Here is a 17,242-nt window from a genome sequence, read left to right as displayed (position 1 = left end):
ATTAGAAACGGAGATTTTATGGGACAATCCATTTTGCTTGTCGATGACGAACCTAGCATTCTGAAATGTGTTCGTAGAGTGTTACGGCCACTAGAGAAAAAAGACATCGTCATCTTGACCAGCACTTCAGCCGAAAAAGCAATTGAACTCATTGAAATGCACGAAATCGATGTGGTTGTGACTGATGAAAATATGATTGGCATGTCGGGAACGGAATTATTGTCGTGGATTACTGAGCACTCACCTGAGACTAAAAGAATTGTTTTAACCGGTGATAATTCCATCTCGACCGCAAAGCGTGCCATTAATGAGGGAGGCATTAACGCATTTCTGACGAAGCCCTTTAGAAATGCAGAATTAATTGAGACAGTTCTTTCTGTGATACAAGCGAAAGACCAGGAAACCCGGGTTCAGGCAATTCAGAAAACGACGATACTTGAACTTTCAGAAAAAGTAGAAGAGCTCATTTTTCCCAATCTTGAGTCTTGAGATTCTTTTATTCTACTGAGGTAAAGCTGACACTCAATCTAGTGATCAACGAACCAAGTAGGATATAACCGATTAGCACTTCTAACATCACGAGTGCTTGTCCTGTAACGCTGAGCGGATTCGCATGAATATCACCAAAGCCCAGTGTAGTCATTGTGACACAGGAAAAATACAAGCATGAATAAATTCGCATAAAGATGCTGGCACTAACCAATTTGTCTGGTAGCTCCACAAACGGGAGTTCGCTTGTAATAATGTAGTCATCCAGCACAATCGAACTACTATAAATCATCGCAAATAGTAGAGCGAAACCAACGATGCAAGCCAGAATCCGTTGCGTCGAATTACCATAATCTGAAGACCACCAGAAAGCCTGCACCGCCCATTTCTTCATTGTTGGCATTTCCTGATATTTGGTTTCCCACATATGACGACGCATGTTCCACTCAAGGTAACTTAAGTCGGTGATGGGATTAAATCGCGCAGTTCGTAAAGCGGTCCCAGTTGCATCAGATTTTTTGTTATATTTACACCCACTAAAATAGGTTCTGGAATCGACAATCACATTCGTTAGTTCAGTAGATTCTAAATTCGTTCCTTGCAGAAGCGCCAAAGAAAGGTCAGCCGCATTTAAGATTGCCCCAGTCAAATCAGTTTCATTTAATTTTGAACCACTCATCTTGCACCAACTCAAGTCGGCATTACTCAAATCTGCAGTATTTAAATCAGCCTTGCTTAAATCAGCACCACTTAAATCACACCAGCTCAAGTCAGCTTTGCTCATGTTTGCCTGACTCATGTTCGCATCTCTCAAAATCGCCATTTTAAAAATCGCCATTTTCAGATTTGCTTGTTTCAAATTGACATTGATACAATTAGCATCATTAAAGTCGGCGTTGAACATACTGGCTTTACTTAAGTCGGCACTCAGTAAATTGGCTTGACTCAAATTCGCATCATGCAAGTTGGCTTCATTCAGATTTGCATATCGTAAATTGGATTCACTAAGATCAGCATGAAATAAATTAGCATTGCTTAAATCAGCTTTACTGAGATTTGCTTTCTTCAAATTTGTATGAAATAAATTGGCTTCGCTTAAATTTGCCTCGTGTAAATTCGCTTCACACAATTCTGCGCCACCTAAATTAGCACCACTCAAGTCTAATATGACGTCTTGGTTCTCGGATTGCCACTGCGTTAATGCTTCTGTACCCTGCCTGACAATTTTCACATGCTCAGGATTTGACATTGACCACTCTCCATAGACTATAAATTCGTATTCAGGAGGGCGTATTATGGAAATCTAACCGGATGCGAGCAATAGAATTTCAGAAAACAAGGCAGTGACATGTATGAAACGAGATTTCCAAAATGCAAAATGAGTGAAATCACTCAATCGCACCATGCAATAGAAGCAACTTTGATGCATAGGACATAAAGCAAACGGCTAGTGCATATCCAAAATCGCAGTCAAGAGTACAAATCATGGCGCATTTATTGCGTATAAAATTTTAAATACCAGATAATCGGTTTATTCAGGGAACAAAGTTTTTTGAGATTTCGACAATTCACAATCTTGAGTTCTTTATCAATTGGAGAATCAATCTTCTCATCCAGAAACCAATCAGAATCAGCTTCTAAATTCGAAGCAGTATCCCTTGGCCATCGAGGCCGCAGTGATCAACAGTAAAGCCGCAATAAAAGTATCAAGAGCGTTGTCAGAATGAGTTCGCTGTATATCGTGAATGAAACTCACCTGCTTCCATACAATTTCAAAGTGTCCATCAAATTTTCGCGTCGGAATCTACTATAATCATTGCATCGTTCCTAATTCAGGAGGTGTGATTTTTTTGCATAGGATATAATCTGAAGATTGAATATTTCATCGTCACTTTCTAGATTGAATGATTCAAATAGACTCGCAACTCTTTATAGTTAAAAATATGCGAAACACTTGCCGCCAGCGCAAAGGAAATTTCAAATGCCGATTCGTATTCTGCTTTCTATTCTGCTTTCTATTATGCTGTTACCATTTTGCACCTCGTTTGCGACAGCCGAAGATTGGCCGCAATGGCTGGGCCCTGATCGCGCAAGTATCTGGACTGCTTCCAACATTGTGGAATCTTTTCCGGAATCAGGCTTGGAAGTAAAATGGAGAACCCCTGTTGGACTGGGATACAGTGGCCCTGCTGTGGTGGGTGACAAAGTCTATGTGATGGACTATCTCAAGCAAGCCGGTGAGATTGTCAATAACCCGGGCGGCACGAATAAACTCGAAGGAGAAGAACGTGTTTTATGCCTGTCAGCTGACACCGGTAAGTTGCTCTGGAAGCATTCCTATAACTGCCCCTACGACATTTCTTACGCGGCCGGCCCCCGCTGCACACCCACTGTCGCTGATGGCAAGGTCTATACACTGGGTGCAGAAGGCAATCTTTATTGCCTGGACGCAGAACGTGGCAATGTCATTTGGAGTAAAAACTTCAAAACAGACTATGACTCCAAAACCCCAATCTGGGGACACGCCGCCAGTCCATTAGTGGATGGTGACACTTTATACTGTCTGGTGGGAGGCAAGGGAGCCATCGCTGTGGCGTTTGATAAAAATACAGGCAAGGAACTTTGGCGCTCATTAGAGAACCCTGAAACCGGTTACTGTCCGCCCACCATGATTACTCATAATGGATCAAAACAGCTATTGATCTGGCATCCATCTGCACTCAATTCACTCAACCCAAAATCAGGTAAAGTCAACTGGAGTATTCCACTGAAACCCGGTTATGGAATGTCGGTGACCGTTCCCCGTCAGAAAGATGATTTTCTCTTTGTCACTGCAATCGGTGATGAAGCGGCTCTGATTCAACTGGGCAAGGGAGAAATCCCTTCAGCCAAAATCGTCTGGAAAGGAAAACCCCGCTCCGCACTCTATTGTTGCAACAGTACTCCATTTATCGATGGGAATACAATCTACGGTAGTGATATCAATTCAGGGGAGTTCGTCGCAGCCAATCTGAAAGATGGTAAACGCATCTGGTCTACGAAAAAAATCACCAATGCAGGCCGACGCGACCGCCATGCCACAGCGTTTATTGTGAAGCACAACGACAAATACTTCCTCTTTACTGAAAAGGGAGATCTGATTCTGGCCGATCTGTCACCAACAGGTTACAAAGAAATCGATCGTTTTCATGTACTTGAACCAACCAATGAAGCATTCGGCCGTTCGGTGGTCTGGAGTCATCCCGCATTCGCAAGCAAGTCACTGTTTGCACGAAACGATAAAGAATTGGTACGCGTGAACCTTGAAAAGTAAAACTTTCAATGCATAAGTAATTTTGAATCATCCACTAGAATCACCCCCGATCAATGAAATCATCAATGACCGGGGGTGATTTCACGGATGATACGCCCGCACTTGATAATAAATCGTATTGATAATCTACTGTTTCTTTTTTGTTTCCAGCGTAGTTTCTGGTTGCTTCGTTTCCACTGCGTTTTTGTTTTCTGCGGTTGCAGACGCGTACAACTCTGCTTCTGGATAAAAAGCATACCAGGCAAACCAGAAGGAATACATCCAACGCACATCTTGATCAGCGTTCACAACGCGTAGCGTTTTACCGTTTGGATTATAAACCAGTGTGAAATTTTTTCCCGCCAGTTCCTGTTCGATTTTAGTGACCTCCGTGAGATGCGCAAATGTGGCCACAGGGTAAGCGCGTTTCTGGTCACCCGCCCAGATTCCCAACAGTGGCGTTTTATTCGGTAAACGATCGTCATGCTTGTTGACATCGAACATTAAAGCGTCATTGGAAAAGTAACCGGCATAAGCACGGTTTTGATAATCGCGTGGATGACCGGTATCCGTTGAGAGAACTTGCGTTTGCGGATAACGTTGTTTCCAGTCTTCCCAGGTCGTCAGTTCAACCGGCAGCGTAATCAGCTTCTCTTTCACACGAGGTCCCGCGACGGATTGTGACATCAGTTGTGACCATAGTCCATCTGTTTTTCCTGATCCTGTTCGGTCATAGAGCAACACATTACTATTGTATAAAAAACCTGAGATCCCAAACTCGATCTCTCCACCTGTTCCCTTACGATCGTAAACGGCCAATGAATCACATAGCGGACAATAGGTAACAACAAACGAGGTTTCGCCAATTTTATCGTTAACGGCTTCGTGCATATCCATAATTTTCAGAGGATAGGCCCGCGCCTGCCCTTCGAATACAACTCCTGCTAACCGGTCGGCTGGCTTCATAAAGGTTGCTTCTGCCACAGTCATGAACTTAGGATTCGTAAGTGCAGGAATTCCATCTTTCGGAACGCCACCACTACGAACCTGATCGTTCGGCAGTGTGAGCCCCTTAATATTGAACCCGGCATCCTCCGGACTGGATCCCGTTCCTCTCGCCTGGGCTACTGACTGGTTCAGACAAACCGCAACGATCTCGGCTCGGTGATTCCACCCATACCAGCCCGCAAAGGAAATCCCCAGAACCGCGAAAAGTAAGAGCGGTTTTTGTGGCCGAGAACGTTGGGTCGTAGGTTCGTCAGTTAGTGGCTCAGGCACTTCCGGATTTGAGTTTGAATCGTGCTGGGGAGAAGATTCCATATGGCTCTCTTGTTCAATAGAGGTCGGTATTTGAAATAGACCAAGCAAACCTTGCTCTATCAGAAACGATTCCCCATCAGGAGTATGTATAGCAGTTCACAAATCGACGTGAAAAAAGAAAATCATACGAAATTCGACAAATGGTAGACGAGTGTCTTTTAATTCCCATCTTCCAGGTTGTTCTGAATCAGCAAACGAATTCTACATTCATCAATTCTGGCCAATCATAGGTGCTTTCCATACAGTCACCCCGAGATGATAGCCAGAGTATAAAGGAGAATTGTTCGAATACCAGGCTGTGACGATACTGCCGTTTGCTCTCTGAACACTCGAAGGATAACCACAGTCGCCACCGTCGGCTGTGTCTGCCAAGCGTAATGGCTGGCTCCAGGTGCGTCCTTCATTACTGCTGAGTTTCGCACAAACTCCACGCTGTCCATCAACACGCACACCGTAACTGAGCAGCAAACGACCATCTGTAAGACGGGTCAAATGTCCGTTAATCTCATTACGTTTCGTAACGGCTACCGGCTTCTGCCAGGTGATGCCATTGTCATTGCTACGGATCAGTTCCACCTTGTCAATGCGCGCTGCGGCCAGCCAGTCTTTTCCCCCCAGTGGAAAAAGATCGGTTTCATTATGCCGCGATCCGATTACGGATACCACCTTCCAGGTTCGGCCATCGTCATTGCTTCGTAGATGCGAAGAGCGCCAACCTTTGGTCTTTGTCGACTGGGAAGCATCGCGGAATTCGCCCTGGTAACACGACACATGCAACGCGCCATCAGCTCCTGCCCAGATATCGCCAAAGGGAATGTATTCCGACCAACCCGATTGTACTGTGGGAAAAGCATCCCGCTTTTCCAAGGTACGTCCACCGTCTGACGAACGCATGACCCAACTGCGCAAAATTGCGTCGCGAAATGCAGGCTGTTTGGGACGCGAAGGCTGCTTTATGTTACTCCAACCAGAACATAACACGACAAGATCACCATTCTTTGCTAATCCTGCAGCATGATTCATCCGCACCGTATTGGGCTGATGCCGGGTGACAGTGCTGCGTTTTTCCCACTTCACTCCATCAGCGCTGGCCCAGCAATCAATATCACCTTCCTGTTGGCCGTGACTCGCTTTGTTATGGAAAATCACAATGATGGTACCATCTGGCATCAATGTCAAATTCGGCCAGGCACACACATTCTCGACAGCAACAACCTGATGCAGTATCTTCGATTCCTCTGCTGATATCATATTTGATGTTAGTACAGACAGCATGACAGCAACAAAGATCCGAAGCGAAACAGGTATGAGAACACCTTTTCAAAATACACTGTAAACTCAGATACAATGAAGACGCGAGCTACGGGGATACCTATGATTAAAAGCACAACAGGTATTACAGTGGACTGGCGGTGATTTGATAGTCTTATCTTATCCAACTTGCACTGAAAATACAGTAAAATGTATTCGTAGAGCAAATCAATTCGGCCTCACTTACCTCAGAACAGGCAGGCGTTCTTTCAGTTTTGCTAGAATTGTTGCCTGTTGAGCCTCACTTTTTTCTTTGACAATTGATTCTTCGGTTGTCGCTTTCAGAGGACAATTGCGGCACATGACAAGAATATAAGCCGATGGAATAAAGTACAGAGCCAACAAGGTCGCACCACCCACACCACCGGCAATCGTAATTGCTAAAGGCGGCCAGAATCCACCGCCGGCCAGCACGAGAGGTAAAAAGCCAGCGACTGTCGTCAGCGAAGTTGCCACAACGTGCCGTGTGGAGCGTAAAACAACATCGCGAACAACAACACGATTTCCGATTCGCGCCTCGGGATTTGCGCGTAACTCAGCTAAAACAACAATTGCATCGTTAATTGCCACACCCGCCAGTCCCATGGAACCCACAATCGCCATAAAACCAAAAGGAAATCCGAACAACCATAACATCCCCAGTCCCAGACCAATAGACAAGAACCCCACACTCCCGACGAGTCCCGCAACGCGAAAGGAAGAAAAAGAAAGTACTAACGTTGCCACCATCAAAACCATCAACACACCGACATTGACAAGCAGGTTACCCACAGCATCATCACGCTTGGATGCTTCCCCTCCCCACTCAAAGCGGTACCCCGCAGGAAGTTGAAATCCAGCATCCTTTAAGTTCGACTTGAATTCGGTGAGTACTTCGGCGGGAAGGACACCTGCTTTAATATAAGCCTGCACCTCATTCATCCGTTCGCCGTTAAAGTGAGAAATCGCAGCGACCTCAGACGACATCTCTACCTTTGCAATAGCGGTTAAAGGTACATACTGTGCTTGCCCGTCGGCTGTTTTCTTACGGGAGATGAGTTGCAATGAAGCAATGTCAGCAATCGCTCCACGCTGATCATGTGGTACACGAATCCGAACGGGAAGTTCTTCGGTTTCTTCCAAGATACTCCCCCCCAGTGCCCCTTCTAATGAAGCATTCAACTGCCTGGAAATTTCCGCATGGTCCAGTCCCGCCAATCGTGCCTGTTCTTCATCGATTTTCAATGTGAGTTTGGGTAGCGGGTCTGCCAACTCCGCTTTATGGTGAAGGACATTCGTTGTTTTACTCAATATCGTTCTCAACTCATCTCCAAGCAAACTCAGTTGCTGGAGGTCTGGTCCGAACAATCGCACTTCAATCGGTGCATCGAAGGGAGGCCCCTGCTCCAGTTGTCGGACCAGCACACGTGAATGAGGAACTTTGAGGTCGAGTTGTTTTTGCAACTCATGTATTAGTTCTTCCCCACCAGAGGAAGATTCTAATTGCACAAGGGCTTGTGCATAATTCGAGGAATTTTCACGTTTCGCAGTGATGTTGTAATAAAACTGAGGTGCACTCTCACCTAAAAACCACTCGATCCCTTTCACTTTAGGATTCTCTAAAACAACACGGCGGATGGTTTCAATTGTCTCGCGTGTTTCTGCCATCGAAGCATGCGCGTTTAACTCCAATTCGATATTCACCTGATCGCGGTCGGCTGGAGGAAAGAACTGCTCCGGTAATTCACTGGCTACTAGAAAGCCACTCACAGGCAGAACACAGCCCAAAGCAATGCCGAGGAGTGGGCGCGCAAACAGAAAATCCAAAGATTTCTGATAAAAGGCGCGCATTCCGGCATGACTGAAGCCAACCTGCCACCAGTGGGCTTTAAGTGGATCCTCGTTTTGATTTGCAAACAGGGCAGCAATCGCCGGAATGACGGTCATGGCCAGGAAAAAGGAACTGCTGATCGCCAGAATCACACTAATTGCAATGGAACCAACAAATTCCCCCGCGGGTCCAGGCATCAAGGCTATCGGAGCAAACGCCAGTGCAGTCGTTAAGGTGGAACCAAGCAAAGGTACCGCCAAATGCCTAACAGTTGAGATTACGGCCTCTTCAGGTGTTTTACCGGCATGCAACTTCGATCGCACTTCATCGACGACCACAATCGCGTTATCAATCAATAAACCTAACGCGATAATCAAGCCGGTTACAGACATCTGATGAATGGGAATGTCCAGGAGACGCAGGCCTGCAAGCACCATGAACGCCGACAATGGTAACGCAGCTCCAATCACCAGAGCATTCCGCCATCCCATCATGAAGACAATCACGCCAATCACGGCCAGACCGCCAAACAACAGATTCCGAATCAAACCATTGAGCCGTGCTTCAACATACCGATTCTGATCAAATAGTGTTTGGACCATCACGTCGTCGGCCAGCGATTCCTCAAATTCCTGAATGGCAGCTTTCGCCGCTTGACTCCAATGATCGATACGCACACTGTCGCGCACGAAAACTCCCAACGTGACCGCAGGTTGTCCGTCAGCAATGACCAGGCTACTCAAGGGTACAGCGACTCCCTTTTTAATTGTAGCGATGTCACCCAATTGCACAGAATGCCCTTCGGCCCCGAATTGGACCGGAGTATTGGCAATTCTTGAAAGCGAATCCAACTCCGAATCGACGTCGATTAACAGATCGCTTGTTTCGCCTCGCAAAAGCCCTGCAGTCAGCTTGGCATCAGATGATTCCACCTGACGTGCAATTTCTTCGACACTGAGCCCCAAAGACGCTACCTTGTCAGATTGGATCTCAGCGATGATCTCTTCATCGGGATCTCCAAACGTGTCGATTTCTTCTGTTCCGGAAATCGCTCGTAAACGATCTTCCAACTGCTTGGCAGTACGTCGAAGAACTGCGTAATTCACTTCATTCGGATTATTCCAGACCAAAGCGAGAATAATCGCATACGCTTTTACTTCTAATTCTTCAAAATCCGGCTCCCCTGCACCTGTGGGGAACTCAAGGCGTGCATCATCAATTTTATCTCTGATCCGCGACCAGACTTCATCAACTTCATACACATCATCACGCAACTCAATCGTCATGTTAGACATGCCGGCACGGGAGATCGAACGCAACTCTTTAATTTCATCGAATTCTCTGAGTTCTTCTTCAATTTTTTCTGAAACCAGAGATTCGACACGTGTCGCATCAGCACCAGGAAAAGGGGTATTAACGCGTGCGACGCGTTGTGTGAGCACCGGATCTTCCATCCGTGGCAGCACATAGAAACTGGAAAGGCCAGCAACTGCAATGAGCGCAATCAACAGAATCAATAATCGACGATTCCGATAAAACAATCCTTCCAGCATGATTGTAGTTCCCGTTGATTTCCTGAAAGGTTTCCCTTTGATTGATGAGCGCTGATAATTTATTCTTTAGTCTCAAATGGCAGTTTGACAAGTGACAGATTTAATCAGCGAACCGACTTAATTACCACTCTTTGATTACTTGCTAATTTGTGAGTTCCATTGATAACAATCTGGTCTCCCGTTTTCAGTGTACCTCGTACCAATACTCGATCTCCTTCCGTATGCAAGATTTCAATCTTTCGTTTTTCCAATATCAATTCACTGTCTGCTTCTCCGTTAATAACGGCGTACGCTGACCAGAGCCCTCGTTCGCCTCGCGCCAAAGCACTGAGTGGTAACCAGAACCCCTGCATTTCAACCGGTTCTTCGATTTCAATGCGAATGACCTGACCTGGTACAAGGTGTTGAGCTGCTTTTGCATTAAGTGACAGAACGACTTCCTGAGTACGCGTTACCGGATCGAGTTCCGGTAAAATGGCTTTGAGCGTCGATTCATACGACTTGCCGTTGAGTTGCACTTGCTTTTGCATGCCATGCTCCAGGCTTTTGGCCATTTCCACGGGTACCCCGATCCGCGCTTCGAGCTTCTGATCTTCGACGATCTTGAATAGAGGCATATCGGGCGAGATGACTGTTCCTTCGTCAGCATATCTCTTGGAAATTCGCCCGCTAAAAGGAGCGGTTAAGACAGTATCATCGAGATCTACCTGATTATCTGCCAGTGATGCATCCAGATTAGCCACCACCGCTTTTTGAGCAGCAATCTGCTCTTTACGAGTTCCTTCTTTCAATTCCGACAGTCGGCTGATTGCAGCATCTAACTGTGCTTTTTGTTGTTGTAAATCAGATTCTGAAGCTTCGAAAACAGATTTAGAAATCGCGTTACGCTTTAGTAGTTTCTGATTCCGAATATGATCGGCATCCAAATTTTTGTGTTTCGCTTTCAGTTGCCTGACTTCTGCCTCGGCGACTTCAATTTCCTGACGACGTGGACCTGCCAGGAATTCCTCAAGCTTTGCCTGTGCCGCTGCGCGCTCTGCCTGAAGCTTTAGTCGCATCACATCTAAATGCCTTGTACTTAAATTCGCTAACGGCATTCCCACCTCAACGTGATCACCTTCATCAACGGAGATTTTGATGAGCTTTCCACTACGTTCGAACGCCAGCTCACTGGTGCGAGCCGCAGTCACCTTACCCGTATAGTTTCGCTTCCTGGTAAACGACTTAACAGGTTTGAGTTCAATCACATTAACGGGAATTCCCTGCTGTGCTTCATCTGAGGAAGTGATTTCTGTTGAATAAGCAACCTCAGAAAAAGCCCATAACAGAGCAGCCAGAACAACGATCGAAAATGCGATCAATACAAAGTAAAAGCGTTTCAAATAATCTGCCACGATTTGACGAATCGTCATTTTCTGCTCAAAAAAAAGGGAGTCAGACAGTGATTTGCTGGAGTTCATTTCCAAACACCTCCTCACAGACGCGCTCAAAGACCGCATCGTAGTCAACTTCAGAACTGAGCGACTTCCACTGAATACCATCCAGAAAACGATTATAATTTCGACGCAAGGTTTCGAAGGGATTGGAGATTCCTAAATCTGCCAACGAATTGCTCGTCGCAATAATCGAATATCCACCAAATGAAAGTGACCAAAGGCCAAACACAATGTCTTCAGGTGTTGTAGACTCATTCAATTTTAAATCGCCACTGGCAATCCCATCACGAACGATTCCACCAACAACACCAATACAACGATGCTCACAATTTGACATTACTTGCCGACGTTCTTCTGACGTTTTATCCCAAATGGAATCAAGTCGAATCGTTTGTTCGACACGGAAATGATCAGGATAAAGTTTCACAAACAACTCGGCAGCCGTCCCAATTGCTGCGATCCGTTCGCGCGAGGTCCCTTGAAACAACGCCGCCTTTTCAAACATCGTCAATCGTTTTTCTAATGTCTGAATGGCAAGCGTAATAATGATTTCTTCTTTGCAGGAGAAGTGGTTATAAATGGTCCCCTTCGAGTAATCCAACATACTCGTGAGACGATCCATATTAAGCCCGTTATATCCCCCCTCAATAAACATAGGCCGCGCGCATTCCAATATCTTGGCTTCGCGTTCCTGTATTTCACGTTGTTTACGATCTTTTGTATTCATGACACCACTATTTTGACGGATCGTCAATTTTTGTCAACATATTTATTATATTTATAAGAAATTTCACCTATTTCTTATTTAGCCTCGGTTTACAAAACAATCGAATACAAACATAAGGTGTTACAGTAATACCACTTGAGGCAACCATACCCAAACATACTGCAAACAAGAACACCAACCCTATGAATTAAAACCTAAACGGTTAAATTTTGATAACTTAATGGCCACTGCGTCATTTACTCTATTTTGTTAGATTCCAATATCAATAATTTTCTATCGAAAGAAATTGGTACTACCACGAAATACACGAAACTCACGAAAAAAATTTTGCTAAGCCAAAAGGTAGGCGTGAATTCAATTGAATTTACTAGAACTAATTCAATGCAATCATTTGTAATTCAGATCATTTTTGAAAATCACCACAAACCTGCATACTGAGAGAATCATCCTACAAAATGTTTATTTCGGTCAATTCGACCTTTCAGAATTTCTCTTGAAGAAAGAAATTTTCGTGTCTTTAGTGTATTTCGTGGTAGAAAATTGTTTTTACGCTTAGACACATAAAATACGTTGGTATATTTCTTTCAACCCGCAACCACACTTGATGATCAGAGCCAATATGATTCTCATTCAACTCATTTCTTAACTTCAAAACACCGAAAACTTAGCTATTTTGTTCTTCTTTTTGCTTCTGATATTCTTTGAGTTTTCGGTAGAGTGTTCGTTCGCCAATGCCCAGCATTTTGGCTGCCTCTTCGCGTTTGCCATCTGCCAGATCGAGGGCTCTTTCAATGTAATAGCGTTCTACTTCAGAAAATGGTCGTCCAATTAAAAAATCAGCCCCGGATCGATCGGAAGTATAACTACTATCCCCTTCGGGTACTCCCAAAGGAACAATTTCTTCAGGTAGATCATCCAAATCCAGCATACCATCGGTATCAAGGACCAGCATTCGTTCCGAAGCATTTCTCAACTGGCGAATATTGCCAGGCCAATCATAAGTCATCAATGCACGACGGGCTGCACGAGATACACCTTCGTATGGTTTGTCGTATTGCGAAGAAAGTTCTTTCAGAAAATGATCGGTCAGCAAGGGGATATCCCCGCGTCGTTCTCTCAAGGGAGGTAACTCTATTTTTACGACGGATAAACGATAATACAAATCCTGGCGAAAAGTTCCCTGCTTGACCATCTCCAACAGATCGGCATTTGTTGCGGCGACCAGACGCACATTCAAACTGATTTCCTCGTTGGTTCCCAGTCTGGCGATTTTTCTGTCTTCTAATACTCTTAATAATTTGATTTGTGTCTGCATCGGCATTTCACCGACTTCGTCCAGAAATAACGTTCCACCGTTGGCATGCTCAAATTTCCCAATACGCTTCCCAACCGCACCGGTAAAAGCCCCCTGCTCATGACCGAAGAGTTCACTTTCCAGAATACTGTCTGGCAATGCAGAAATATTGAGCGGAACAAAGGGTTTACTTTTTCGCTCACTGTTCTGATGAATCGCCCGTGCCACCAGTTCTTTACCAGTTCCACTTTCTCCTGCAATCAAAACAGTACTGTTGGTGGAGGCGACATTTTTTAGTTTTTCGATGATTTTATGCATCGAGGGAGAATTTCCAATAACTCCTTCGAAACCAAATTTTTCATCGAGCCGACGATGCAGTTCCGCATTATGGCGCATCAGACGTACGCGCGTCGAAGCTTTCTCAACAGCATTCCTGAGTTCATTGATATCAAGCGGTTTTGTCAGATACGTGTACGCGCCCAACTGCATCGCCGTGACCGCGGAATTGATCGAACCATGTCCCGTCAATACGATCACTTCGGCATCAGGTAGTTCATCTTTCGCGGTCCTTAGAATGGACAAGCCATCGACTCCATCCATCCGTAAATCGGTAATCACAATATCAGCGGTTTCGCTTTCGATCAGCTTGGCGCCTTGCTCCCCTGAAGTCGCAATTTTACATTCACAGCCCACGCGCTCCAGACTTTCCGCTACAGCCTGAGCATGTGCTTCATCATCATCGATAATCAAAACACGAATTACGATTGATGAGAGATCTTTTTCAGTAGCATCTTTCGCGCTCATCGAGCAAACTCTTAGCCTTTCCTGGCATCATTAAAAAAGTGAAATTCAATATTAAGCAGCCGTTCGGAATATTATCTCAAATTTTATGAGAAGGAGTCATCTCGATAGATTCGAATCTTACTCAAAAAATAATAAAAACCTGTCAATAATGATGATTCAGCATACCGGGAACGCAATTGTAAAGCGAGTTCCCCGACCTGGTTCACTTTCGCATTCAATCGTTCCCTGGTGTGTATCAATAATTTTTTTCACAGTTGGTAAACCTAACCCACTGCCTCCCGATTTTGTAGAAAAGAACGCATCAAACATCCGCGCTTTGACGTTCTCGTCGATTCCTTTCCCATTGTCAATCATGTCGAGGTAAACCATCCCGTCTTTATGATAGGTCTGTAATTCAATGAGACCACCATCGGGCATTGCTTGAACTACATTCAAAGCCAGATTCATCAACACTTGCCTTAAGAGTGATTTATCGACTTGAATTGTCGGTAAATCGGCATCGAAGTGTGGACTGATTTCAATATTTGCTTCTCGGGCCTGTGGTCTGAAAAAATCAATAAAGTCACTGACCAGATCATTGAGATTCGCTTTACTTAATGCCAACTTCCCAACACGCGCAAACTGTAAAAACGCATCGAGAATTTCCTGCAGGTGTTTACATTCCTGTTGAACACTTTCCACTTTTTTCAACATACGGTGTTTAGCAGGAACATCGAGTGAATCCAGGTCCTCTGTAAGCAACTCTAAGTTCAAACTCATTGTCGAAAGTGGGTTTTTAATTTCATGTGCCAAGCCCCCAGCGAGTGTCGCAATTTCTGAATACTGCGCCTCAAATTTTTCGCGTTCACGAGTGCTTAACGGACTCTCTTTCATAGCAGATGATCTCGGCTTTCAATTCTCAAACCATTTGCATTAAACGGTGTTCTTGTTCACAATCCAGCTGATATCAATTATTCCAGACTCTCAAATATAAAAATAAAACGATGAAGTCATCTCACATCGAGCTCCTTCATCGCTTTTTAGTTTTCTCAGTCTCAGATCAAAGAGAACTGTTATTCGTTTTCTTCCGAATCAAGATCTCCATTGCTTTCTCCAGCCTGCTCAGCCAGAACGGCTTTGCGGGAAAGCTTGACACGGTTTTGATCATCGACGGCGATCACCTTCACCTGCAAACGGTCTCCCATTTTACAGATATCATTGACCGATTTGACAAATCCATCAGAGAGTTCACTGATGTGGCACAGTCCGTCTTTACCCGGAGCAATCTCGATGAAAGCACCAAATTCTTTGATTGAGCTGACCACACCATCATAAATACGACCCACCCGAATTTCTTCGGTGAGAGCTTCGATGTGAGCCATTGCTTTTTCAACCACTGAGGCATTGCTTCCAGAGACAGTTACAGTACCATCGTCCTGAATATCAATGGTACCGCCTGTTTCTTCCTGGATGGCACGAATGGTTTTTCCTCCAGGACCGATCAGCAAACCGATTTTTTCAGGATTGATCTTGGTTTGATGCAACCGAGGTGCAAAACTTGAGATCTCTGCTCGCGGCCGTCGAATGGCAGTTAACATTGTTCTCAATAACTCTAAGCGAGCCTGTTTTGCCTGCTCTAAAGTCGCACGAATGATTTCTTCACTGATTCCATCATTTTTGAGATCCAGTTGAATTCCTGTGATCCCTTTTTGAGTTCCAGCGACTTTAAAGTCCATATCACAGAAATGATCTTCATCACCAATAATGTCAGTCAGAATCTGGAATTTGTCACCTTCTGTTGCCAGACCGATTGAGATTCCGGCGACAGGTTGTCGTAAAGGTACTCCGGCATCCATGAGTGACAGGGTCGCCGAACAGACAGACGCCATGGAACTACTTCCATTTGATTCCAGAATATCTGAAATCACACGAATGGTATAAGGAAAATCTTCTTCGCTAGGTAAGACAGGTGCCACAGAACGTTCTGCCAGACAACCATGACCAATTTCACGACGCCCCGGTCCTCTGATCGGTCGGCATTCACCGACTGAAAAGGGCGGGAAGTAGTAATGCAACATGAATCGTTGCAACTCTTCTTCGAACAACCCATCGACACGTTGCTTGTCACGAGAGGTTCCCAATGTGACCGTTGCCAACGATTGTGTTTCACCACGTGTAAACAGGGCAGAACCATGCACACGTGGTAAACTTCCCGTTTCGCAAGAAACAGCACGCAGCTCATTGGGAGCACGACCATCCAGTCGTCGTCCCGACATGGCAAGTTCACGTACGGCTTTGGCTTCCAGATCGTGAAACGCTTCTTCAAATTGACCGCGAGTCGCACCATCTTCTGTTTCTTCAGCCTCTTCAGGAAAAAACTGATTTACCAACTCTTCGTGTACCGTTTGAATTCCTTCACGCCGCTCAGCTTTGACTGTGCTTTGCATGGCAGTACTGAGTCGTTGGTAGATGGCGTCATCCAGTTTGGATATGAAAGGATTTTCCGGAGGTGCTTCATATTCGAATGGCTCAATACCGGCCTTCTCTCGCAGTTCCAATTGTAATTGGCAAATCTTCTGTAGTTCCTGGTGTGCGAACATGATGGCAGTTGCCATTTCTTCTTCAGGAATCTGTTCGCCAAAACCTTCAATCATCAAAACAGACTCGACTGTACCAGCGACAATCAAATCTAAATCACTTTCAGCAATCTGCTCACGTGTGGGAAACGAGATCAGTTCGCCACCGATCCTCCCCACTCGCACGGCTCCGATTGGTCCCTGAAAGGGAACGGGAGACAAGCAGAGGGCCGCACTTGCAGCGTTAATGGAAAGCACATCGGGGTCATTAACGCCATCACAGGCCATGACATTGGACATGATTTGAAGTTCGTCATGAAACCCTTTGGGAAACAGGGGACGAATGGGACGGTCCGTTAAACGTGCCGTCAAAATCTCTTTTGTTGTGGGCCGCCCTTCGCGTTTTAAAAACCCACCGGGAAATTTGCCTGAGGCGGCGATTCTTTCCCGATAATCAACCGTAAGTGGGAAGAAATCAATTCCCGGCCTGCCAGGCCCTGTTGCAGCAGCAACAAATACAACGGTTTCACCATATTGAATCAGAACAGACCCTGCGGCCTGCTTCGCTAACTGACCAGTTGTAAGACTCAGTTTCTGTCCGCCAACCTCACATTCAACAACTACTTTCACAATAAATTCCTAATTTCATTT

Annotated in this window: 11 protein-coding genes; 2 read left to right on the top strand and 9 right to left on the bottom strand. The window is 45.2% G+C overall.

The window, feature by feature from the left end:
* Nucleotides 1-18 precede the first annotated feature (18 nt).
* Nucleotides 19-489 (top strand): response regulator, encoded by a 471-nt coding sequence (locus tag V202x_RS20245; protein WP_145178679.1) that lies wholly within the window; start codon nucleotides 19-21, stop codon nucleotides 487-489.
* A 7-nt stretch (nucleotides 490-496) separates the two neighbouring features.
* Here V202x_RS20245 and V202x_RS20240 read toward each other — a convergent pair whose 3' ends face one another.
* Nucleotides 497-1,738: a pentapeptide repeat-containing protein gene (locus tag V202x_RS20240; protein WP_145178678.1), complete on the bottom strand. Its 1,242-nt coding sequence runs from the start codon at nucleotides 1,736-1,738 to the stop codon at nucleotides 497-499.
* A 732-nt stretch (nucleotides 1,739-2,470) separates the two neighbouring features.
* Here V202x_RS20240 and V202x_RS20235 point away from each other — a divergent pair.
* Nucleotides 2,471-3,802: a PQQ-binding-like beta-propeller repeat protein gene (locus tag V202x_RS20235; RefSeq protein WP_145178677.1), complete on the top strand. Its 1,332-nt coding sequence runs from the start codon at nucleotides 2,471-2,473 to the stop codon at nucleotides 3,800-3,802.
* 126 nt (nucleotides 3,803-3,928) lie between these two features.
* Here V202x_RS20235 and V202x_RS20230 read toward each other — a convergent pair whose 3' ends face one another.
* The 8 genes from V202x_RS20230 to pnp form a co-directional block, all read right to left on the bottom strand.
* Nucleotides 3,929-5,101, bottom strand: coding sequence for a DUF3179 domain-containing protein (locus V202x_RS20230; protein ID WP_145178676.1), 1,173 nt, complete (start codon nucleotides 5,099-5,101; stop codon nucleotides 3,929-3,931).
* Nucleotides 5,102-5,311: 210 nt separating this feature from the next.
* A complete protein-coding gene (locus tag V202x_RS20225) occupies nucleotides 5,312-6,376 on the bottom strand; it encodes a sialidase family protein (RefSeq protein WP_145178675.1) in 1,065 nt (354 codons plus the stop codon).
* A gap of 219 nt (nucleotides 6,377-6,595) precedes the next feature.
* Nucleotides 6,596-9,775, bottom strand: a complete 3,180-nt coding sequence (locus V202x_RS20220) for an efflux RND transporter permease subunit (protein ID WP_145178674.1) — start codon at nucleotides 9,773-9,775, stop codon at nucleotides 6,596-6,598.
* A gap of 104 nt (nucleotides 9,776-9,879) precedes the next feature.
* Complete coding sequence (locus V202x_RS20215; protein ID WP_197992995.1) at nucleotides 9,880-11,235, bottom strand: efflux RND transporter periplasmic adaptor subunit; 1,356 nt, start codon at nucleotides 11,233-11,235, stop codon at nucleotides 9,880-9,882.
* Nucleotides 11,210-11,938, bottom strand: coding sequence for a TetR/AcrR family transcriptional regulator (locus V202x_RS20210; protein ID WP_145178672.1), 729 nt, complete (start codon nucleotides 11,936-11,938; stop codon nucleotides 11,210-11,212). The genes V202x_RS20215 and V202x_RS20210 overlap by 26 nt, the downstream gene beginning before the upstream one ends.
* Before the next feature lie 664 nt (nucleotides 11,939-12,602).
* The gene (locus V202x_RS20205; protein ID WP_145178671.1) at nucleotides 12,603-14,036 is read right to left on the bottom strand and encodes a sigma-54-dependent transcriptional regulator; all 1,434 of its coding nucleotides are present in this window, start codon (nucleotides 14,034-14,036) and stop codon (nucleotides 12,603-12,605) included.
* A gap of 156 nt (nucleotides 14,037-14,192) precedes the next feature.
* A complete protein-coding gene (locus tag V202x_RS20200) occupies nucleotides 14,193-14,909 on the bottom strand; it encodes a sensor histidine kinase (protein ID WP_144985586.1) in 717 nt (238 codons plus the stop codon).
* Between the two features lie 179 nt (nucleotides 14,910-15,088).
* The gene (gene pnp / locus V202x_RS20195) at nucleotides 15,089-17,221 is read right to left on the bottom strand and encodes a polyribonucleotide nucleotidyltransferase (protein WP_145178670.1); all 2,133 of its coding nucleotides are present in this window, start codon (nucleotides 17,219-17,221) and stop codon (nucleotides 15,089-15,091) included.
* Between the last annotated feature and the right edge of the window lie 21 nt (nucleotides 17,222-17,242).

The sequence above is a fragment of the Gimesia aquarii genome, assembly GCF_007748175.1.
Classification (GTDB): domain Bacteria; phylum Planctomycetota; class Planctomycetia; order Planctomycetales; family Planctomycetaceae; genus Gimesia; species Gimesia aquarii_A.
This window is presented reverse-complemented; position numbering and strand designations above follow the sequence as displayed.